A 20,733-nucleotide genomic window follows, 5' to 3' on the forward strand; every position below is an offset into this window, starting at 1 on the left:
CTTGGCGAACGCGCCCCCTTCCGCTCCCTCGGTTCACTCCGAGCGCCTGCCCGGACGGGTGAACAGGCGGGGGTCGGTGGATACACCCTAGGGGTGGGGGAACCGAGGGGGGACCGTGGAGCGGCGGGCACAACCCCGTGACCGCCGCTCCACGGGCGAAGTACGCAACGGTTCGACAGCGCCCCTTCAGGGGCGCGTGGCTGTATCGATGTGCGGCTCCGCCGCGTGGGCGCGCCCAGCCACGACCGCGCCGCAGACGAAAAGACGACCCATCACCGCACCCCCAGCGGAGCGCTCAGCCGAAGACGGCCAGGCTCTTCGCCTTGCCCTTCTGTTCCTCGACGAGCGCGAGGAAGCGCCCCTCGGGGTCGAAGACGGCCACCGGGCCGCCGCCCGCGTACACCTCGGGCATCTCCAGCCGTACGCCGTTGGTGAGCAGCCGGGCCCGCTTGGTGTCCACGTCCCAGCGCGGGAACGCGGCCGTGGCCGCCTCCGCGATCGGCATCACCGCCAGGTCCTGCTGGAGCTCGTCGAGCGTCTTCGCCGCGTCCAGCTTGTACGGGCCCACCCGGGTGCGGCGCAGGGCGGTGAGGTGGCCGCCGACGCCCAGGTCGGCGCCCAGGTCGCGGGCCAGGGCCCGGATGTAGGTGCCGGAGGAGCAGACCACGGAGACCACCAGGTCCAGCACCGGGGTGCCGTCCTCGGCGACGGCGTCCCGGAGGTCGTACACCGCGAAGGACGAGACGGTGACGGGCCGGGCGGGGATCTCGAAGTCCTCGCCCTCCCGCGCCCGCTTGTAGGAGCGCACGCCGTCGATCTTGATGGCGCTGACCTTGGACGGCACCTGCATGATGTTGCCGGTGAGCTTGGCGATCCCCGCGTCGACGGCCTCGCGGGTGACCTTCGAGGCGTCGACCGACCCCGTGATCTCGCCCTCTGCGTCGTCGGTCAGGGTCGTCTGCCCGAGGCGGATCGTGCCCAGGTACTCCTTCTCGGTCAGCGCGAGGTGACCGAGCAGTTTGGTGGCGCGCTCGATGCCGAGGACGAGCACGCCCGTCGCCATGGGGTCGAGGGTGCCGGCGTGCCCGACCCGTCGGGTGCGGGCGATGCCGCGCATCTTGGCGACCACGTCGTGCGAGGTGAAGCCCGACGGCTTGTCCACGATGACAAGCCCGTCGGGCGTCCGGTTCTTCTGGGTCATTCGGCGGTGTCGTCCTCGTCTTCACCCGGCTTCTTGTACGGGTCCGCCTCGCCGGCGTAGGTGGCACCGGCCGAGACCTCGCGCACCTTCTGGTCGGACTGGCGGGCCTTGTCGAGGAGGTCGTCGATGGTCTTCGCGGTGTCGGGCAGCGCGTCCGCCACGAAAGTCAGCGTCGGCGTGAACTTCACACCCGCGGCCGCCCCGACCGCGGAGCGGAGCACGCCCTTGGCGCTCTCCAGCCCGGCGGCCGCGGCCGCCCGCTCCTCGTCGCCGCCGTACACCGTGTAGAAGACGGTCGCCTCCCGCAGGTCACCCGTGACCCGGGTGTCCGTGATGGTGACGTGTGAGCCGAGCCGCGGGTCCTTGATCCCGCGCAGCAGCTTCTGGGCCACCACCTCTCGGATGAGGTCCGCCAGCCTCTTGGCGCGCGCGTTGTCGGCCACTGGTCCGTCTCCTTAAGTACTTACTTCTTGCTTCAGTCTTCGTCGCTGTGGAGCCTGCGTCGAACCGAGAGCAGCTCCACCTCGGGCCGCCCGGCGACCAGCCGCTCGCAGCGGTCCAGTACGTCGGAGAGGTGTCCCGTGTCCCCGGAAACCATCGCGAGCCCGATCTCGGCCCTGCGATGGAGGTTCTGACTGCCCGTCTCCGCCACGCTCACCGCGTACTTACGCTGGAGCTCGGCCACGATCGGACGGACGAGAGAGCGTTTCTCCTTGAGCGAGTGGACGTCGCCGAGGAGCAGGTCGAAGGACAGAGTCCCCACATACATGTGTGTCCGGATGTCCCGCCGGTTCGGGGTACGGGCGCCGCGCCGACGCCGATACGGGAACCGTACACGCAACGGCCGGGGCCGATCGACGGAAATTCCGTGGAGGAACTTCCCCGCCGATCGGCCCCGATCGCGTGCTGGATCAGACGCGCGGCTTCTCGCGCATCTCGTACGTCGCGATGACGTCGTCGACCTTGATGTCGTTGAAGTTTCCGAGGTTGATACCACCCTCGTAGCCTTCGCGGATCTCGGTGACGTCGTCCTTGAAGCGACGCAGACCCTCGATGTTGAGGTTCTCCGCGATGACCTTGCCATCGCGGACCAGGCGCGCCTTGGTGTTGCGCTTGACCTCGCCGGAGCGGATGAGAACACCCGCGATGTTGCCCAGCTTGGACGACTTGAAGACCTCGCGGATCTCCGCCGTACCGAGCTCGACCTCTTCGTACTCCGGCTTGAGCATGCCCTTGAGGGCCGCCTCGATCTCCTCGATCGCCTGGTAGATGACCGAGTAGTAGCGGACGTCCACGCCCTCGCGCTCGGCCATCTGCGCCGCGCGGCCTGCCGCACGGACGTTGAAGCCGATCACGATGGCGTCCGAGCCCATCGCCAGGTCGATGTCCGACTCCGTGACCGCACCGACGCCGCGGTGCAGGACGCGGATGTCGACCTCTTCGCCGACGTCCAGCTGGAGCAGGGAGGACTCGAGAGCCTCGACGGAACCAGAAGCGTCACCCTTGATGATGAGGTTGAGCTGCTGGACCTCGCCGGCCTTGAGCACCTTGTCCAGGTCCTCGAGGGAGACACGGCGCGTGCGCTTGGCGAACGCGGCGTTGCGCTCACGGGCGGCGCGCTTCTCGGCGATCTGACGGGCCGTACGGTCCTCGTCCACCACCAGGAAGTTGTCGCCCGCACCCGGGACGTTGGTCAGGCCCAGGACCTGGACCGGCGTCGACGGGCCGGCCTCGGCGACGTTGTTGCCGTTGTCGTCGAGCATGGCGCGGACTCGGCCGTAGGCGTCGCCCACGACCATCGTGTCGCCGACCCGCAGGGTGCCTCGCTGGACGAGGACCGTCGACACGGCACCACGGCCGCGGTCGAGGCGGGACTCGATGGAGATGCCCTGCGCGTCCTGGTTCGGGTTGGCCCGCAGGTCGAGCGAGGCGTCCGCGGTGAGGACCACGGCCTCCAGCAGGGAGTCGATGTGCAGACCCTGCTTGGCGGAGATGTCGACGAACATCGTGTCGCCGCCGTACTCCTCGGCCACCAGCCCGTACTCGGTGAGCTGACCGCGCACCTTGGTCGGGTCGGCGCCCTCGACGTCGATCTTGTTGACCGCGACGACGATCGGGACGTCGGCCGCCTTGGCGTGGTTGAGCGCCTCGACCGTCTGCGGCATGACGCCGTCGTTGGCCGCGACGACCAGGATCGCGATGTCGGTCGACTTCGCACCACGGGCACGCATGGCGGTGAACGCCTCGTGACCCGGGGTGTCGATGAAGGTGATCTTGCGCTCTTCGTCGTTGACCTCGGTCGCGACCTGGTAGGCACCGATGTGCTGGGTGATGCCGCCGGCCTCGCCCGCGATGACGTTCGTCTTGCGGATGGCGTCGAGCAGTCGGGTCTTTCCGTGGTCGACGTGACCCATGACGGTCACGACCGGCGGACGGACGACCAGGTCCTCTTCGCCGCCCTCGTCCTCGCCGAACTCGATGTCGAAGGACTCGAGCAGCTCGCGGTCCTCCTCCTCGGGGCTGACGATCTGAACCGTGTAGTTCATCTCGCCCGCGAGGAGCTGCAGCGTCTCGTCGGAGACGGACTGCGTGGCCGTGACCATCTCGCCGAGGTTCATCATGACCGCGACGAGCGACGCCGGGTTGGCGTTGATCTTCTCCGCGAAGTCGGTGAGGGAGGCACCGCGCGACAGGCGAATGGACTCGCCGTTGCCGCGAGGCAGCATCACGCCGCCGACCGACGGGGCCTGCATGGCCTCGTACTCCTGGCGCCTCTGCCGCTTCGACTTGCGACCGCGACGCGCGGGACCGCCGGGACGACCGAAGGCGCCCTGCGTGCCACCACGACCGCCCGGACCACCGGGACGACCGCCGAAGCCGGGACGGCCACCGCCGCCACCACCGGGGCCGCCGGGACGACCGGCGAAGCCGCCGCCACCGCCACCACCGGGACCGGCGGGACGACCGGCGAAGCCGCCGCCACCGCCACCGGGACGACCGGCGAAGCCGCCGCCGCCACCCGGACGACCGCCGCCGCCACCGGGACGACCGCCGCCGCCGGGACCGCGGCCGCCGGGGCCACCGCCGCCGGGACGCGGGCCGGCAGCCGGACGCTGCGGCATCATGCCGGGGTTCGGACGCGGGCCGCCGGGGCCGCCGCCGGGACGGGGACCGCCCTGCGGACGGGGCATGCCGCCCGGGGTCGGACGCGCGCCGCCCGGAGCCTGCGGACGGGGACCGCCCGCCGCACCCTGGGGACGCGGACCGCCCTGGCCGGCACCCTGCGGACGCGGAGCGCCGCCGGGTGCGCCACCCGGGCCACCGGGACGCGGGGCACCACCCGGACGGGGCGCCTGCGGGCGCGCCATGCCGGTGGAGCCACCGGAGGTGAAGGGGTTGTTGCCCGGACGGGGACCGGCCGGACGGGCACCGGGACGCGGCGCCTGGCCACCCGGACGCGGGGCGCCGGGACGGTCACCGCGGTCGCCGCGACCCTGGCCGCCCTGAGCGGGGCCGCCGGGACGGGCACCCGGACGCGGGGCCTGGCCTGCCGGACGCGGGGCGCCCGGACGCGGGCCGGAGCCCTGGCCCTGGGAGGCAGCCGGGGCGGCGGGAGCCGCCGGAGGCGCCGTGAACTCGGGCGTGGTCGGAGCCGGGGACGCCGGGGCGGGCCGCGGCGCGGGCTTCGGGCCCGGGGTGGGACGGGGGCCGGGAGCGGCCGGCGCGGCGGGAGCCGCGGGCTTCTCGGCGGCGGCCGGCTTGGGGGCCGGCGGGCGCGGGGCGGCCGGACGGGCTGCCTGCGCCGGAGAGGGGGCTGCCGGCTTCGCCGGGGCAGCCTTGCGTGCGGGGGCGGACTTGCCGCCTCCGTTGCCCTGCTGGAGGGCGTCCGTCAGTTTACGGACGACGGGCGCTTCGATGGTCGAAGACGCCGAACGGACGAATTCACCGAGTTCTTGGAGCTTGGCCATGACGACCTTGCTCTCAACCCCGAACTCCTTGGCGAGTTCGTATACCCGGACCTTAGCCACTTCGCTCCTTTTAGGTCCGGGTTGCGTCCGGACCGTCGCTACTTCATGGGCGTACTCATCGCGTGCTCATCGAGTGCTCATCGCAATCTCGACCTACTTCCAACTCGCGGGGTACCAGGGCCGCACGGAGGTTCCGTACGACCACGTCTTACGGTGTTGCCTGCTCGACATAGAGGCGCAACGCCTTTGTGTCGAGCGCTCCCGGGGCGCGCAGCGCCCGCGTGAACGCCCGGCGGCGTACCGCCAGGTCGAGACAGACCAGGGCGGGGTGCACATACGCACCCCGGCCGGGCAGCGTACCGCGATGATCGGGGACGCATTCGCCCTCGACCGCCACGATGCGCAGCAGATCCGTCTTGGCCGCTCGCTGCCTGCACCCCACACAGGTGCGCTCAGGGCATGCGCGGGCACGCGTCCGGCCAGACACCCTTAAGTCTACCTCCCCGTGGCGACCCCACCCCTTTGGGGCAAGAATCGAACAGTTCCGCGCATACAACTGTCGTGATCTAAGCCATCCGCGGCTTGGATCTATTCCCCGCGCTGCTCCGCACGCGGGTCCTCGGCGGGCTCGGTGTCCGGGCGGATGTCGATCCGCCAGCCGGTCAGCCGGGCCGCGAGGCGGGCGTTCTGCCCTTCCTTGCCGATCGCCAGCGACAGCTGGTAGTCCGGCACCGTCACGCGCGCGGAGCGGGCGGCGAGGTCCACGACCTCCACCTTGGAGACCCGCGCCGGCGACAGCGCGTTGGCGACCATCTCCGCCGGGTCGTCCGACCAGTCGACGATGTCGATCTTCTCGCCGTTCAGCTCGCCCATGACGTTGCGCACCCGCCCGCCCATGGGGCCGATACAGGCGCCCTTGGCGTTCAGGCCCGAACGGGTGGACCGTACGGCGATCTTGGTGCGGTGACCGGCCTCACGGGCGATCGCGGCGATCTCCACGGAGCCGTCGGCGATCTCCGGCACCTCCAGGGCGAAGAGTTTCTTCACCAGGTTCGGGTGGGTGCGCGAGAGGGTCACGGACGGGCCGCGGACGCCCTTCGCCACCCGTACGACGTACGACCGCAGCCGCATGCCGTGCGGGTACGTCTCGCCCGGCACCTGCTCCTGCACCGGCAGGATGGCCTCCAGCTTGCCGATGTCCACGAGCACGTTCTTCGGGTCGCGGCCCTGCTGGACCACGCCGGTGACGATGTCGCCCTCGCGGCCGGCGTACTCGCCGAGCGTCGCGTCGTCCTCGGCGTCGCGCAGCCGCTGCAGGATGACCTGCTTGGCGGTGGTGGCGGCGATACGACCGAAGTCGGACGGGGTGTCGTCGAACTCGCGGGGCTCCTGGCCCTCTTCGAGGTCCTCGGGGTCCTCCTTCGCCCACACGACCACGTGTCCGGTCTCCCGGTCGAGCTTCACGCGCGCGTGGCGGTGGCTTCCCTCGGTGCGGTGGTAGGCGATGAGGAGGGCCGACTCGATCGCCTCGACCAGCAGGTCGAAGGAGATCTCCTTCTCCCGTACCAAGCCCCGCAGGGCACTCATGTCGATGTCCACGGCTACGCCTCCTCTTCCTTCTCGTTCTTGCGGTTGAACTCGACCTGCACGCGCGCCTTGTCGATGTCCGAGAAGGCGAGTCTGCGGCTGGTGGGCCTGCGGCCCTTCACCCCGGGCACTTCGAGGTCGAGGCCTTCGTCGTCGACCTTCAGGATCCTGGCGACCAGTTCGCCGCTGTCGGTCAGCTGGAACTTCACCAGCCGGTCGACCGCGCGCACATAGTGCCGGTGCTCGGTGAGGGAGCGCTCCGCGCCCGGGGTTCCGACCTCGAGGGTGTACTCGCCCTCGCCCATCGCGTCCGTCTCGTCCAGCTTCGCCGAGAGCGCGCGGCTCACATCGGCGATCTGGTCCAGATCGGCCCCGGTGTCGGAGTCGACGACCACGCGCAGCACCCGCTTGCGTCCGACGGAGTCCACCGCGATCTCTTCGAGATCCAGGCCCTGGGAGCTGACGAGCGGTTCCAGGAGCTCTCGCAGCCTCTCGCTCTGGGTGGTGCTCATCCGGGTGACTCCTCGGCCGCGTGTGCTGTTGTGGGATGGGTCGCGTGTCTGGTCAAAGGGTATCCGGTCGCAGGGTGTGTTGCCGTCCACGTACGGACGTGCGGTGCCGATGAACACCGGCGGGCGCGGGCGCGGGTACCGTGATCACGGCGGGGTGGTTTCCCGCCCATGCGTTCGTACGAGGCCCCCGAGGACGTCAGCCGTGTCGTACCCCCCACCCTTGCGTGCCCCCTCGGGGCCGCGCAGAAGATCCGTGCTCGCTTCGGCCGCCGGGGCCGCCCTGTTGGTGGGGTGCTCCGCCGGGGGGTCCGAGGAGAGTGCCGGTGGCAGTCCGTCGGTCACGGAGAAGGCACGCGCGCGTGCCGCACGGGACAGCGTGGGGCTGCTCGGGCGGTACGACGCCGTGATCGCCGCGCATCCCGCCGTGGCGGAGCAGTTGGGGGCGCTGCGGGCGGAGGTCGGCCGGCATGTGGAGGCTTTCGGGGGGACGGTGGCGAAGGCCTCCCCCGCGACGCCGGATCCGGCTTCGCCTTCCGCCGCCGTGCCCGCGAACCAGAAGGAGGCCCTCGGCGGGCTTGCCGCCGCCGAGCGGGCTCTGGCCGACCGGCGGATCGCGGCGCTTCTCGACGTGCCGGGTGAGCTGGCGCGGCTGCTGGCCTCGGTGGCGGCGGCCGGGGCGGCGCATGTGTATCTGCTGACGGAGGGTGCCGGGTGAGCCGGGAGAAGGAACTGAAGGCCCTGCAGGCGGCGCTGGCAGCCGAACATGCGGCCGTGTACGGCTATGGGGTGGTCGGCGGGCGGATCCGCGCCGGACGGCGGGCGGAGGCCCGGGCGGCGTACGACGCGCACCGGGCCCGGCGGGACGCGCTCAGCCATGAGGTACGGGACCTGGGCGGCACGCCGGTGGCTGCGGCGGCGGGGTACGCGCTGCCGTTCCCGGTGCCGGACTCGGCCGCGGCCGTGCGGCTCGCCACCGAACTGGAGGACCGGCTGGCGGGGGTCTACTCCGACCTGGTGCGGGCAACCGGGGGCGAGCGGCGGCGCGCGGCCGCCGGGGCGCTGCGGGAGGCGGCGGTGCGGGCGGTGCGCTGGAGCGGCGAGAGCGTAGCCTTCCCTGGGCTCGCCGAGCGGGCGGCCACCGCCCCGGCCTCGCCGGCCCCCACGGCGTAACGCGTACTGGAAGGGAACGACTCGCGCATGGTTTTCGCACCGCCGCAGCGTCTGGTCAGGGCGCTCGGTGAGACGGCACCGGACGGCGACGACTGGCTGGAGAAGCTGCCCGAGGCGGCCCGGCAGGCGGTTGCGCTACGCGAGTTGACCGTGGAACGGGTGCAGGTGCCCGGCGGGCGCAGCAGCCTGGTCGTGCTGGTGCGGCGCCCCGACGGGACGCCCGCCGTGCTGAAGCTGGCCCCGCCCCGGGCCCGTCCGGAGAGCGAGCGGGCGGCGCTGGCGCACTGGGGCGGTAAGGGCGCCGTACAGCTGGTCGAACCGTTCACGACGGAGGGTGTGCTGCTGCTGGAGCGGCTGCATCCGGATGTGTCGGTGCGCTCGTTGCCGGAGGCGAAGGCGCTGCTGGAGGCTGCGGGGACCTTGCGGCGGCTGTGGGTGGAGCCACCTGCCGACGAGGGCGGGCATGTCTTCGAGACCGTGGCCGAGCGGACCGGGCGGCAGGCGGAGGCCATGCGGGCGACTGCGTCGGGCTTCACCGCGGTGGCCGTGCTGGTCGACGCCGCGCTCGCCGCCCGCGAGGGGCTGCTGGCGGACCCGCCTGAGCAGCGGCTGCTGCACGGGACGTTTCGGCAGAGCAAGGTTCTCGCCGGCGAGCGCATGCCGTGGCTGGCCGTGGGGCCCGATCCGGTGGTGGGTGAGTGTGCGTTCGATCTGGCTCGGTTGGTGCGGGACCGGGTGGAGGATCTGATCGCCTCGCCGGCGGGGGCGGCGACTACCCGGCGGCGGGTGAAGCGGCTCGCCGAGTCGCTGGATGTGGATCAGGAGCGGTTGCGGGGGTGGACGCTGTTCCGGGCTGTGGAGTCCGGGGTGCGGGCGCTGCGGGTCGGGCGGGCCAAGGACGCGGAGCTGTTGCTGGAGTTCGCCGGGTGGCTCTAGGGCGGTGCAGCGCAGGTCGATGCAGCCCCGCGCCCCTTACGGCAGTTCGCTCGCCCTTCGCCCGTGAGGACCGTACGGACTGCGCTCATGCCCGCACCTCCACCGGCATGAGGACCGGGCCGGGCGCGGGCACGGCGGGGGTCAGGTGGTACGGGCGCGCTGTGCCTCCCCGGTGAGACGGTCGAGTCGGCGGACGGCGAGTTCGGTGAGCAGGGCGGCCCCGTCGGACAGCACCGCGTCGTCGAAGGCGGCGAGCGGTGAGTGGTTGGTGGGGGCGGTCCGCGGGTCGCCGCTGGTGTCGGCGCCCAGGAAGACGAAGGCGCCCGGCACCCGGTCCAGGACCCGGGAGAAGTCCTCCGAGCCGGTGATCGGGTCGGTGAGCTGCTCGTAGCGCTCCTCCCCGAACGCCTCGCGGACGGTGTCGGCGAGGAAGTCGTGTTCGCCGGCGTCATTGACCGTGACCGGGTATTCGGGGACGAAGTCGACCTCGGCGGTGAGGCCGTGGGCGGTGGCGATGTCCCGGCAGAGGCGTACGGAGACCTCTGCGATGCGTTCGGCGGCGGCCGGCGAGAAGGTGCGGACGGTCGCCTCGAAGGCCGCGTCGTCGGGGATGATGTTGCGCCGGGTGCCGGCGTGGAAGGTGCCGACGGTGACCACGACCGGGTCGAACACGTCGAAGCGCCGGGTCACCATCGTCTGCAGGGCGGTGACCATCTCGCAGGCCGCCTGGATCGGGTCGAGGGAGTTGTGCGGGCGCGAGCCGTGGCCGCCGGCGCCGACCACGCGCACATGCAGGCCCGCCGAGGCCGCCATCAGCGGGCCGGGGCGGGAGGCGAAGACGCCGGTGGGGTACGTCGACGAGCTGACGTGCAGCCCGTAGGCGGCGTCGACCGGGCGTCCCGCCGCCTCCAGCACACCCTCCTCGACCATGTGCCCGGCGCCGTCCCAGCCCTCCTCCCCCGGCTGGAACATGAACACCACGTCCCCGGCGAGGCTCTCGCGCCGGTCGGCGAGCAGCCGGGCGGCGCCGACCAGACCGGCGGTGTGCAGGTCGTGGCCGCAGGCGTGCATGGCGCCCGCGATCCGGGAGGCGAACTCCGCGCCGGTGCGCTCGGTGACGGGCAGGGCGTCCATGTCGCCGCGCAGCAGTACGACGGGGCCGTCGGGCGCGCCGCCGCCGCGCAGCACGGCCGTGACCGAGGAGAGCGAACGGCCGGTGCTGATCTCCAGCGGCAGTCCGTCCAGCGCGGCCAGCACCTTCTCCTGTGTGCGCGGCAGGTGCAGCCCTATCTCCGGCTCCCGGTGCAACGCCCGGCGCAGGACGGCCAGTTCACCCTGGAGCTCACGCGCGTCTTCCCTCAGAGTCATCCCTCTCCCCTCACCCGTGCACCGTCTGTCACATGTATTGCCCATGTGGTCGGAAATGATGAGGGGACGACTCAGCGTCGTGCGGAAATCGGCGAAACAGCCCCGCACTCCTTCAGGACGCTCCAGAGTCGGGGCGCCCTGAAGGAGTTTCGCCTTACGCGCTCAGGCGGGCGATCGCCTCGTCCACCGTCAGCTCCTCGCGCTCGCCCGTCTTGCGGTCCTTCAGCTCCAGGACGCCTTCGCCGGAGCGGCGGCCCGCGACCAGGATCTTCGGTACGCCGATGAGCTCGGCGTCCGTGAACTTGACGCCCGGGGAGACGCCCGCGCGGTCGTCCACCAGGACGCGCAGACCGGCCGCCCGCAGCTTCTCGGAGACGTCGAGGGCGCGTTCGATCTGCAGGGCCTTGCCCGCGGCGACGACGTGCACATCGGCCGGGGCGACCTCGGCGGGCCAGCACAGGCCCTGCTCGTCGGCGGTCTGCTCGGCGAGGGCCGCGACCGCGCGGGAGACGCCGATGCCGTAGGAGCCCATGGTGACGCGGACCGGCTTGCCGTTCTGGCCGAGGACGTCGAGCTTCAGGGCGTCCGCGTACTTGCGGCCGAGCTGGAAGATGTGGCCGATCTCGATGGCGCGGTCCAGCTTGAGGCCGGTGCCGCACTTGGGGCACGGGTCGCCCTCCTGGACGACCACGACGTCCACGTACTGGTCCACCTCGAAGTCACGGCCCGCCACGACGTTCCTGGCGTGCGTGGCCGCCTTGTTGGCGCCGGTGATCCAGGCGGTGCCGGGGGCCACACGCGGGTCGGCGATGTACTTGACCTTCTCGCCCCGTCCCTGCGGGCCGACGTAACCGCGGACCAGGTCCGGGCGGCCCGCGAAGTCCGCCTCGGTGACCATCTCGACGACCGCCGGAGCGAAGTGCGCCTCGACCTTGTCCATGTCGACCTCGCGGTCGCCGGGGACACCGACGGCGACGATCTCGCCGTCGACCTTCACGAGGAGGTTCTTCAGGGTGGCGGAGGCCGGGACCTCCAGGAAGGCGGCGAGGGTCTCGATGGTCGGGGTGTCGGGGGTCGGGATCTCCTCCAGCGCGGGCACGCCTTCGGCGTCCACCGCCTTGAGCTCGTAGGTGATCGCCTCGGTGTTGGCCGCGAAGTCGCAGTTCGGGCAGTCCGCGAAGGTGTCCTCGCCGGCCTCGGCCGGGGCGAGGAACTCCTCCGACTTGGAGCCGCCCATCGCGCCCGCGGTGGCGGCGCAGATGCGGTAGTCGAGGCCGAGGCGCTCGAAGACACGCTGGTAGGCCTGGCGGTGCAGCGCGTAGGACTGGGCCAGGCCCTCGTCCTCGGTGTCGAAGGAGTACGAGTCCTTCATCAGGAACTCGCGGCCGCGCAGGATGCCGGCCCGCGGGCGGGCCTCGTCGCGGTACTTGTGCTGGATCTGGTAGAGGATGACCGGCAGGTCCTTGTAGGAGGACGCCTGGTCCTTCACCAGCAGGGTGAAGATCTCCTCGTGGGTCGGGCCGAGCAGGTAGTCGCCGCCCTTGCGGTCCTGGAGGCGGAACAGCTCGGCGCCGTACTCGTCCCAGCGGCCGGTCGCCTCGTACGGCTCCCTGGGCAGCAGGGCGGGGAGCAGCACCTCCTGGGCGCCAATCGCGTCCATCTCCTCACGGACGATCCGCTCGACGTTGGCGAGGACCTTCTTGCCGAGGGGCAGCCAGCTCCAGATGCCGGCGGCGGTGCGGCGCACGTAGCCGGCGCGGACGAGGAGCTTGTGGCTGAGGACCTCGGCGTCCGCCGGGTCGTCACGCAGCGTCTTCGCCATCAACTGGGACATGCGCTGGACCGGTGCGTTCGCCATGGTTCTCGTACTCCTGCCGGGAAACGGTGATGGCATGGAGGTTAGCCGGGCTTGCTGTGCCGGTGGAAATCCGTTAACGACGCCGAAGGGGGAGGGGGGCGCCCATCACGGCGTACGGCTTCGGGGCGCTCGGGAAGAGGACCTGGCGGGCCAGGTCCTGGTAGCCGAGGGAGTGGTAGAGGCCGCGGGCCGGGCTGTCGACGTCGATCGCCGACAGGATCGAGCGGGGCTCGTCGGCACCGTCGGTGATGGTCGTGATCAGGGAGCGGCCGATGCCGAGGTTCTGGTGGCGCGGGTGGACGTGCAGCTCGGTGATCACGAAGGAGTCGTCGAGCCAGCCGTCGTGCCCCTGCGCGCGGAGGTACGGCTCGACGACGGTGGACCACCAGTGCGTACGGTCGTTCGGCATGCCGTAGACGAAACCGACGAGGCGGCCCCCGACGGTGGCTCCGAGGGCGCGGGCTCCCGGGTACGTCATGTGCCGCAGGACGATCTGCCGTCGTACGGCGACCTCGTCGGAACCGAGTCCGAAGGCCACGGCCTGCACGGCGAGCGCCTCGTCGACCCGGGCGGAGAGGTCGAGGGGGCCGATCACGACGTCTTCGGGGTGGTGGTGTCCGTGACCGGGAAAGCGCAGCATGCCGGGGAGACTACAGGTCCCGTACGAGGCTCAGAACAGTGCTGTGAACTGCGGCGGGAAGTCCGGCTTGAAGTGCGGCTAGAAGAGAACGCTCATGAACGCGCCGACCTCCTGGAACCCCACCCGCTGGTACGCCCTTCGCGCGGGGGTGTTGAAGTCGTTGACGTAGAGGCTGACGATCGGGGCCACGTCCGCCAGCGCGTAGCGGAGGACCGCGGCCATGCCCGGGGCGGCGAGCCCCCTCCCCCGGTATTCAGGGGCGACCCACACCCCTTGGATCTGGCAGGCCTGGGGGGTGGCCGCGCCGATCTCCGCCTTGAAGACGACCTTGCCGTGCTCGTCCAGGCGGGCGAACGAGCGGCCGGAGCCGACGAGTTCGGCGACCCGGGCCTGGTACAGCAGCCCGCCGTCCCCCGCGAGGGGTGAGACGCCGACCTCCTCGGTGAACATCGCCACGCAGGCCGGCATGATCGTCTCCATCTCGTCCTTGCGGATGCGGCGGACGTAGGGATCCGGGGCGATGCCCGCGGGCATCCGGTCGGTGACCATGAGCGGCTGGTGGGCGCGGACCTCGCGGGCGGGGCCCCAGCTGGGTTCGAGCAGGCGCCACAGCTGGGTGGTGGCCTCGACGGGGCCGACTATCGAGGAGCAGCGGCGGCCGGCCCTGCGGGCGCGGTCGGCGAAGGCGCGTACGGCGCGGGGGCCGGCGCAGATCGGGACGAGGTTGGCGCCCGCGTAGCAGAGGGAGGTCAGCATGCCCTCCTCGTAGAAGCCCCACATCTCGCCGCCGAGCCGCCACGGGTCGAGGCCCGCGACCTGCACCCGGGAGGTCACGAAGGCATTCGCGACCGGCTCGCGGTCGAGGACGGCGAGCGCGGCGTCCAGGTCGCTCGGTTCGAGCACCCGTGAGGTGGTCTGCGTCAACACGTGCGGGCCTCATCGTGCGGTTCTGCTGATCTCCGCACTGTACCTGCGGAAGCCGGGCGGTGCCGCCCCCGGTTGGCGTACTGGCCGTTGGCCCGTGGGCCTTGGCTGCCGTGCCGTCTGGGGGCTGCCGCCCCGGGCCCCCGCTTTTCGGCCTGAACGGCCTCGTCCTCAAACGCCGGACGGGCTGGAAAGATCAAACCCCGGCCGGCGCTCGAAAAGTGTCCTCAGCCCGCCACCGAGACCGACGGCTCACCGGACGGGGTTCCGTCCGCCTCCATCTGTTCGGCCAGCTTCATGGCCTCCTCGATGAGGGTTTCGACGATCTTGGACTCGGGGACCGTCTTGATGACCTCGCCCTTGACGAAGATCTGGCCCTTGCCGTTGCCGGAGGCGACGCCGAGGTCGGCCTCGCGGGCCTCGCCGGGGCCGTTGACGACGCAGCCCATGACGGCGACGCGGAGGGGGACCTCCATACCGGTCAGGCCCGCCGTGACCTCCTCGGCCAGCTTGTAGACGTCGACCTGGGCGCGGCCGCAGGACGGGCAGGAGACGATCTCCAGGCCGCGCTGCTTGAGGTTCAGGGACTCCAGGATCTGGTTGCCGACCTTGACCTCCTCCACGGGGGGCGCGGAGAGGGAGACGCGGATCGTGTCACCGATGCCCTGCGAGAGCAGCGCGCCGAAGGCGACCGCCGACTTGATCGTGCCCTGGAAGGCGGGGCCGGCCTCCGTCACACCGAGGTGGAGGGGGTAGTCGCACTGGGCGGCGAGCTGCTTGTACGCCTCGATCATCACGACCGGGTCGTTGTGCTTGACCGAGATCTTGATGTCCCGGAAGTCGTGCTCCTCGAAGAGGGACGCCTCCCAGAGGGCCGATTCGACCAGGGCCTCGGGGGTCGCCTTGCCGTACTTCTGGAGCAGGCGCCGGTCGAGGGAGCCGGCGTTGACGCCGATGCGGATCGGGGTGCCGTGGTCCTTGGCGGCCCGCGCGATCTCCTTGACCTTGTCGTCGAACTGCTTGATGTTGCCCGGATTGACGCGGACGGCCGCGCAGCCCGCCTCGATGGCAGCGAACACGTACTTCGGCTGGAAGTGGATGTCGGCGATGACCGGGATCTGCGACTTCTTCGCGATGGTGGCGAGCGCGTCCGCGTCGTCCTGCGTGGGGCAGGCGACGCGCACGATCTGGCAGCCGGAGGCGGTGAGCTCGGCGATCTGCTGGAGGGTCGCGCCGATGTCGGACGTACGGGTCGTGGTCATCGACTGCACGGACACGGGCGCGTCGCCGCCGACCGCCACGGAGCCGACCTGGATCTGCCTGCTCTGCCGACGCTCGGCAACCCTGGTCGGAACGGACGGCATGCCGAGAGAAATCGCAGTCATCTGCTGTGCAACCCCAAGTCGTGGATCAAGGTCCGGTCCCGGATCATCGGGCTCCAGGCTTCGCTTCGAGATTACGGCACCGGCGCGGGCCCCAGCACGCCCCCACCTCGAACACACCCGGCGGGGGGACGCCCTCGCCCGTAAACCCACTCATGGGAAGGCGGCCCGGCACAGAGCGTGCCGGGCCGCCGCGAACTCCGCGTGACCAGTTGCTTTTCCCTAGGTGATTTTCACGGGGTTGACCACGTCCGCGATCAGCACCAGCAGGGTGAAGCAGACGAAGACGCCCGCCACCACGTACGCCACCGGCATCAGCTTCGCCACGTCGAACGGCCCCGGGTCCGGGCGCCGCAGCACCCTCGCCAGGTGGCGGCGCAGGGACTCCCACAGGGCGCCCGCGATGTGTCCGCCGTCGAGCGGGAGCAGCGGGAGCATGTTGAAGAGGAACAGGGAGAGGTTGAAGCCGGCGATCAGCATGAGGGCCGTGGCCAGCTGCTGGGTCGGCGGGATGTCCATGGTGAAGATCTCACCGCCGACCCGGGCCGCGCCGACCACGCCCATCGGGGAGTCGGGCTGGCGGGGGGCGCCGTCGAAGGCCGCGTTCCACAGGGCGGGGATCTTGCCGGGCAGGTCCGCGATGGAGCTGACGGCCTCGCCGAGCCGGTCGCCCATCCAGGACACCGACTCGCCGAAGTCCTGGCGGACGACGCCGTTGGCGGCGCTGAAGCCGAGGAAGCCGGCGGTGACGTACTTGCCCGGGACGACGTGACCGGTGGAGTCCTTCTTCGCGACCTGGTTGGTGGCGATCTTCGCGTGCAGGGTCGTCTCCTGGCCCTTGCGGTCGACGACGATCGCCACGTCCTTGCCGGGGGTGGCGCGGATGAGGTCGGAGAGCTTGTTCCAGTCGTCCGTGCGCACCCCGTTGAAGGACACGATCTTGTCGCCGGCCTTGAGGCCCGCCGCGGCGGCCGGGGAGGCGGCGTCGGACTTCGTGCACTTGTCGCGGTTCTCGCTCTGGGCGATGACGCACTGCGAGACGGAGCTGACGGTGGTGGTCTGCTGGGTGATGCCGAAGCCCATCAGGACCGTGAGGAACAGCGCCACGGCCAGGATCAGGTTCATGAAGGGGCCCGCGAACATCACGATGACCCGCTTCCAGGGGGCGCGGGTGTAGAAGAGACGGTTCTCGTCCCCGGGCCGCAGCTCCTCGAAGGCCGCCGAGCGGGCGTCCTCGATCATGCCGCGCCAGGGCGAGGTGGAGCGCGCGGTGATGCGGCCGTCGTCGCCCGGCGGGAACATGCCGATCATGCGGATGTAGCCGCCCAGCGGGACGGCCTTGAAGCCGTACTCCGTCTCGCCCTTCTTCCGCGACCACAGGGTCGGGCCGAAGCCGACCATGTACTGCGGCACGCGGATGCCGAAGAGCTTGGCGGTGGACAGATGCCCCAGCTCGTGCCACGCGATCGAGACCAGCAGACCGACCACGAAGATCACTATGCCGAGGATCATCATCAGGGATGTCATGCACGCGCCTCCGCGGCAGAAGTCGTCTGCGCCGTCAGTTCCCGGGCCCGGGCCCGCGCCCAGGTCTCCGCTTCGAGGACGTCCGGCACGGTGAGTGAGGTTCCCGTGGGCGGGGTGCCGTGCTCCTCGACGACCCTGGTCACGGTCTCCATGATCCCGTTGAACGGCAGCGCGCCACTGCGGAACGCCTCCACGCACTCCTCGTTGGCCGCATTGAACACCGCCGGGGCGGTGCCCGCGAGCTCACCCACGTGCCGGGCGAGGTTCACCGACGGGAACGCGTCATTGTCGAGCGGGAAGAACTCCCACGTCGACGCCGTGCTCCAGTCGAAGGCCGGTGCCGCGTCGGGGACGCGCTCGGGCCAGCCGAGGCCGATGGCGATGGGCCCGCGCATGTCGGGGGGCGTCGCCTGGGCGATCGTCGATCCGTCCGTGAACTCAATCATCGAGTGGACATACGACTGGGGATGCACGACGACCTCAATGCGGTCGAAGGGAATGTCGTACAGCAAGTGTGCCTCGATCACCTCGAGGCCCTTGTTGACGAGGGTCGCCGAGTTGATCGTGATCACCGGGCCCATGGCCCAGGTGGGGTGGGCGAGGGCGTCCTGGACGGTGACGTTCGCCAGCTCGGCCTTGGTACGGCCGCGGAAGGGGCCGCCGGAGGCGGTCACGACCAGCTTCCGTACGTCGGCCCGTGTGCCCGCCGCCAGCGCCTGGAAGAGGGCCGCGTGCTCGGAGTCGACCGGAATGATCTGCCCGGGCTTGGCGAGCGCCTTGACCAGCGGGCCGCCGACGATGAGCGACTCCTTGTTGGCGAGCGCGAGGGTGCGGCCCGCCTCCAGGGCGGCGAGGGTCGGGGCCAGGCCGATGGAGCCGGTGATGCCGTTCAGAACGGTGTGGCAGTCGGACGCGGCGAGCTGGGTGGCCGCCTCCGCCCCGGCGAGGATCTCCGGGAGCGGCTCCCCCGCGCCGTACTGCGCGGTGAGCGCCTCGCGCAGTGCCTCTGCGGCGTCCTCGCGGGCGACCGCGACGGTCCGTACCCGCAGCCGGTGCGCCTGCTCGGCGAGGAGGGCGATCCGGCCGCCGTTGGCGGACAGGCCGGTGACCCGGAAGCGGTCGGGGTTGCGCAGCACCAGGTCGATGGCCTGGGTGCCGATCGACCCGGTGGAGCCGAGGATCACCACGTCCTTCGGGCCGGTTCCCGCCACGGGGTCGTAGACGAGATGCGGGTCGGCGAGGGGGGCTGGACTGTCGCTCATTCCCCCATTGTTGCCGAGCCGCGGCGCCGGGAGGACAGTGCGTCGCTCGGGTGGGTGGCTTGTCGGGCTCTGCGGAGGTTGGAGGGGCCCTGGGGGGCGGTCCGGCGGATCAGCTCGGCGCCGCCGGGCCTGGTACGCGCTCCCCCACTGCCTTCAGGCGTAGGGGAGCTCCATGCCCCGGCTCGGGTCGGCCGCAAGGTGCAGATCCCTGCAGCCGACCTGATCCGCCGGACAGCCCTGGTGAGACCGGCGTGGAGATCACACACCGGCGGATCCCTCCAAGGAGGTGCCGGGAGGTCAGCGGATGGGGCGATGGACGTTGTCCTTCTCCGAGGCCCCGGGGTCCGCCGCGGCGATCCACGGTCCCTCGCCCGACGGGTCGACGATGCCGTCCTCCAGCCACTCGTAGGTGCCCGACATGATGCCCTTGACCAGCTTGCGGTCGAGGTCGTCGGTGTTGGTCCACAGGCGGCCGAAGAGCTCCTCGACGCGGATGCGGGACTGGCGGCAGAAGACGTCGGCGAGCTGGTAGGCCTCGCGGCCGTGGTCGCCCTGGCTGCGCAGGAGCTCGGCCCGTACGCAGGCCGCGCTCATCGCGAACAGTTCGGCGCCGATGTCGACGATGCGGCCGAGGAAGCCCTGCTTGGTCTCCATCCTTCCCTGCCAGCGGGACATGGCGTAGAAGGTGGAGCGGGCCAGCTTGCGGGCGTGCCGTTCGACGTAGCGCAGGTGCGGGGAGAGGTCCACGCCGTGCTTGAACTGGCTGTAGGAGACCGGGAGTTGGCCGGGTCCCGCGACCAGTTTCGGAAGCCACTTGGCGTAGAAGACCCCGGCGTTCGCACCCGCCTTCGCCTTGTCCTGAAGGGATTTCTCCGGGTCGATCAGGTCGCCGGCCACGGTCAGGTGGGCGTCGACGGCCTCGCGCGCGATCAGCAGGTGCATGATCTCGGTCGAGCCCTCGAAGATGCGGTTGATGCGCAGATCGCGCAGGACCTGTTCGGCCGGGACCGCCCTCTCGCCGCGGGCGGCGAGGGAGGCGGCCGTCTCGAAGCCGCGGCCGCCGCGGATCTGGACGAGCTCGTCGGCGATGAGCCAGGCCATCTCCGAGGAGAAGAGCTTGGCCAGGGCGCCCTCGATCCGGATGTCGTTGCGGTCCTCGTCCGCCATCTGCGAGGACAGGTCGAGTACGGCCTCCAGGGCGAAGGTGGTCGCCGCGATGAAGGAGATCTTCGACCCGACGGCCTCGTGGTGGGCGATCGGCTTGCCCCACTGCTCGCGGGCCGCCGACCACTCGCGGGCGATCTTCAGGCACCACTTGCCGGCGGCCACGCAGGACGCGGGCAGCGAGAGCCGGCCGGTGTTGAGGGTGGTGAGGGCGATCTTCAGCCCTGCGCCCTCCGGGCCGATCCGGTTGGCCGCCGGGACGCGGACCTGGTGGAAGCGGGTGACGCCGTTCTCGATGCCGCGCAGGCCCATGAAGGCGTTGCGGTTCTCGACGGTGATGCCCGGCGAGTTGGTCTCCACGACGAAGGCGGTGATGCCGCCCTTGTGGCCCTCGCTCTTCGGCACCCGGGCCATTACGACCAGCAGGTCGGCGACCACGCCGTTGGTGGTCCACAGCTTCACGCCGTCAAGGACGTAGTCGTCCCCGTCCGGCACCGCGCTGGTCGCGAGGCGGGCCGGGTCGGAGCCGACGTCCGGCTCGGTGAGCAGGAAGGCGCTGATGTCGGTGCGCGCGCAGCGGGGCAGGAACTGCTCCTTCTGTTCCTGCGTGCCGAACAGCTTCAGCGGCTGCGGTACGCCGATCGACTGATGCGCCGACAGCAGGACGCCGATCGCCGGGGAGGCCGAGCCCGCCAGCGCGAGCGCCTTGTTGTAGTACACCTGGGTGAGGCCGAGGCCGCCGTACTTGGTGTCGATCTTCATGCCGAGGGCGCCGAGTTCCTTGAGGCCGTTGATCACCTCGTCGGGGATCCGGGCCTCCCGTTCGATCAGCGCGCCGTCGACCTTCGTCTCGCAGAAGTCGCGCAGCTTGGTGAGGAACTGCTCGCCGCGCTGCACGTCCTCGGTGGACGGGGTGGGGTGCGGGTGGATGAGGTCGAGGCGGAAGCGGCCGAGGAAGAGTTCCTTGGCGAAGCTCGGCTTGCGCCAGTCCTGTTCACGGGCCGCCTCCGCCACCTGGCGGGCCTCGCGTTCGGTGACGGTGGGGCGTCGGGAAGAGGGTGCGGGTGCTGCGGACATGGGGGCCACCTCGCCGCGAATCGGGATCTTGGTCCATTTTGGTTACCGACGGGTGCTACCCGATCGTATGTACCCGATTCGGGGCGAGGCCACCACCCTTTGTGCAGCCGTTCGGCGGATGTTTCTGGTACGACCTCTTCTGTGGGACAACGCCTCG

Annotated in this window: 18 protein-coding genes; 3 read left to right on the forward strand and 15 right to left on the reverse strand. The window is 71.1% G+C overall.

What is annotated here, in order from left to right; genetic code table 11:
• Positions 1-295: 295 nt before the first annotated feature.
• The 7 genes from truB to rimP form a co-directional block, all read right to left on the reverse strand.
• The gene (gene truB / locus ACWC1K_RS28640; protein ID WP_450835516.1) at positions 296-1,201 is read right to left on the reverse strand and encodes a tRNA pseudouridine(55) synthase TruB; all 906 of its coding nucleotides are present in this window, start codon (positions 1,199-1,201) and stop codon (positions 296-298) included.
• On the reverse strand, positions 1,198-1,644 hold the full coding sequence (rbfA, locus tag ACWC1K_RS28645; RefSeq protein ID WP_450835517.1) for a 30S ribosome-binding factor RbfA: 447 nt from the start codon (positions 1,642-1,644) through the stop codon (positions 1,198-1,200). The genes truB and rbfA overlap by 4 nt, the downstream gene beginning before the upstream one ends.
• 32 nt (positions 1,645-1,676) lie before the next feature.
• Positions 1,677-1,970: a DUF503 domain-containing protein gene (locus ACWC1K_RS28650; RefSeq protein WP_242775834.1), complete on the reverse strand. Its 294-nt coding sequence runs from the start codon at positions 1,968-1,970 to the stop codon at positions 1,677-1,679.
• Positions 1,971-2,112: 142 nt separating this feature from the next.
• On the reverse strand, positions 2,113-5,229 hold the full coding sequence (gene infB / locus ACWC1K_RS28655) for a translation initiation factor IF-2 (protein ID WP_450835519.1): 3,117 nt from the start codon (positions 5,227-5,229) through the stop codon (positions 2,113-2,115).
• Between the two features lie 148 nt (positions 5,230-5,377).
• The gene (locus tag ACWC1K_RS28660) at positions 5,378-5,656 is read right to left on the reverse strand and encodes a YlxR family protein (protein ID WP_450835521.1); all 279 of its coding nucleotides are present in this window, start codon (positions 5,654-5,656) and stop codon (positions 5,378-5,380) included.
• Positions 5,657-5,757: 101 nt separating this feature from the next.
• Positions 5,758-6,768, reverse strand: coding sequence for a transcription termination factor NusA (gene nusA / locus ACWC1K_RS28665; RefSeq protein ID WP_450835522.1), 1,011 nt, complete (start codon positions 6,766-6,768; stop codon positions 5,758-5,760).
• Between the two features lie 2 nt (positions 6,769-6,770).
• On the reverse strand, positions 6,771-7,268 hold the full coding sequence (gene rimP / locus ACWC1K_RS28670) for a ribosome maturation factor RimP (protein WP_450699742.1): 498 nt from the start codon (positions 7,266-7,268) through the stop codon (positions 6,771-6,773).
• A 202-nt stretch (positions 7,269-7,470) separates the two neighbouring features.
• Here rimP and ACWC1K_RS28675 point away from each other — a divergent pair, with 202 nt between their 5' ends.
• The 3 genes from ACWC1K_RS28675 to ACWC1K_RS28685 are packed head-to-tail and all read left to right on the forward strand — an operon-like array spanning position 7,471 to position 9,374.
• Complete coding sequence (locus ACWC1K_RS28675; protein WP_450835524.1) at positions 7,471-7,983, forward strand: hypothetical protein; 513 nt, start codon at positions 7,471-7,473, stop codon at positions 7,981-7,983.
• Positions 7,980-8,438 (forward strand): ferritin-like domain-containing protein, encoded by a 459-nt coding sequence (locus ACWC1K_RS28680; protein ID WP_450835525.1) that lies wholly within the window; start codon positions 7,980-7,982, stop codon positions 8,436-8,438. The genes ACWC1K_RS28675 and ACWC1K_RS28680 overlap by 4 nt, the downstream gene beginning before the upstream one ends.
• A gap of 27 nt (positions 8,439-8,465) precedes the next feature.
• Positions 8,466-9,374, forward strand: coding sequence for an aminoglycoside phosphotransferase family protein (locus ACWC1K_RS28685; RefSeq protein ID WP_450835527.1), 909 nt, complete (start codon positions 8,466-8,468; stop codon positions 9,372-9,374).
• Between the two features lie 141 nt (positions 9,375-9,515).
• Here the strand turns inward: ACWC1K_RS28685 and ACWC1K_RS28690 are convergent, their stop codons facing one another.
• From ACWC1K_RS28690 to ACWC1K_RS28725, 8 genes are all read right to left on the reverse strand, one after another.
• Positions 9,516-10,742 carry a M20 metallopeptidase family protein gene (locus tag ACWC1K_RS28690; RefSeq protein WP_450835529.1) on the reverse strand — a complete coding sequence of 409 codons (1,227 nt, stop codon included), beginning with the start codon at positions 10,740-10,742 and terminating at the stop codon, positions 9,516-9,518.
• A gap of 154 nt (positions 10,743-10,896) precedes the next feature.
• Complete coding sequence (locus tag ACWC1K_RS28695) at positions 10,897-12,600, reverse strand: proline--tRNA ligase (RefSeq protein ID WP_450835531.1); 1,704 nt, start codon at positions 12,598-12,600, stop codon at positions 10,897-10,899.
• 73 nt (positions 12,601-12,673) lie between these two features.
• Positions 12,674-13,240 carry a GNAT family N-acetyltransferase gene (locus tag ACWC1K_RS28700; protein WP_450835533.1) on the reverse strand — a complete coding sequence of 189 codons (567 nt, stop codon included), beginning with the start codon at positions 13,238-13,240 and terminating at the stop codon, positions 12,674-12,676.
• 78 nt (positions 13,241-13,318) lie between these two features.
• Positions 13,319-14,167, reverse strand: coding sequence for a GNAT family N-acetyltransferase (locus ACWC1K_RS28705; RefSeq protein WP_450835535.1), 849 nt, complete (start codon positions 14,165-14,167; stop codon positions 13,319-13,321).
• A gap of 224 nt (positions 14,168-14,391) precedes the next feature.
• Positions 14,392-15,549 (reverse strand): flavodoxin-dependent (E)-4-hydroxy-3-methylbut-2-enyl-diphosphate synthase, encoded by a 1,158-nt coding sequence (gene ispG, locus ACWC1K_RS28710; RefSeq protein WP_115905551.1) that lies wholly within the window; start codon positions 15,547-15,549, stop codon positions 14,392-14,394.
• A gap of 219 nt (positions 15,550-15,768) precedes the next feature.
• Positions 15,769-17,061 carry a M50 family metallopeptidase gene (locus ACWC1K_RS28715; protein ID WP_450835588.1) on the reverse strand — a complete coding sequence of 431 codons (1,293 nt, stop codon included), beginning with the start codon at positions 17,059-17,061 and terminating at the stop codon, positions 15,769-15,771.
• A gap of 8 nt (positions 17,062-17,069) precedes the next feature.
• The gene (gene dxr / locus ACWC1K_RS28720; RefSeq protein WP_351480251.1) at positions 17,070-18,335 is read right to left on the reverse strand and encodes a 1-deoxy-D-xylulose-5-phosphate reductoisomerase; all 1,266 of its coding nucleotides are present in this window, start codon (positions 18,333-18,335) and stop codon (positions 17,070-17,072) included.
• 297 nt (positions 18,336-18,632) lie between these two features.
• Positions 18,633-20,576: an acyl-CoA dehydrogenase family protein gene (locus tag ACWC1K_RS28725; RefSeq protein WP_450835537.1), complete on the reverse strand. Its 1,944-nt coding sequence runs from the start codon at positions 20,574-20,576 to the stop codon at positions 18,633-18,635.
• Between the last annotated feature and the right edge of the window lie 157 nt (positions 20,577-20,733).

The sequence above is a fragment of the Streptomyces sp. NPDC001492 genome, from assembly GCF_053597275.1.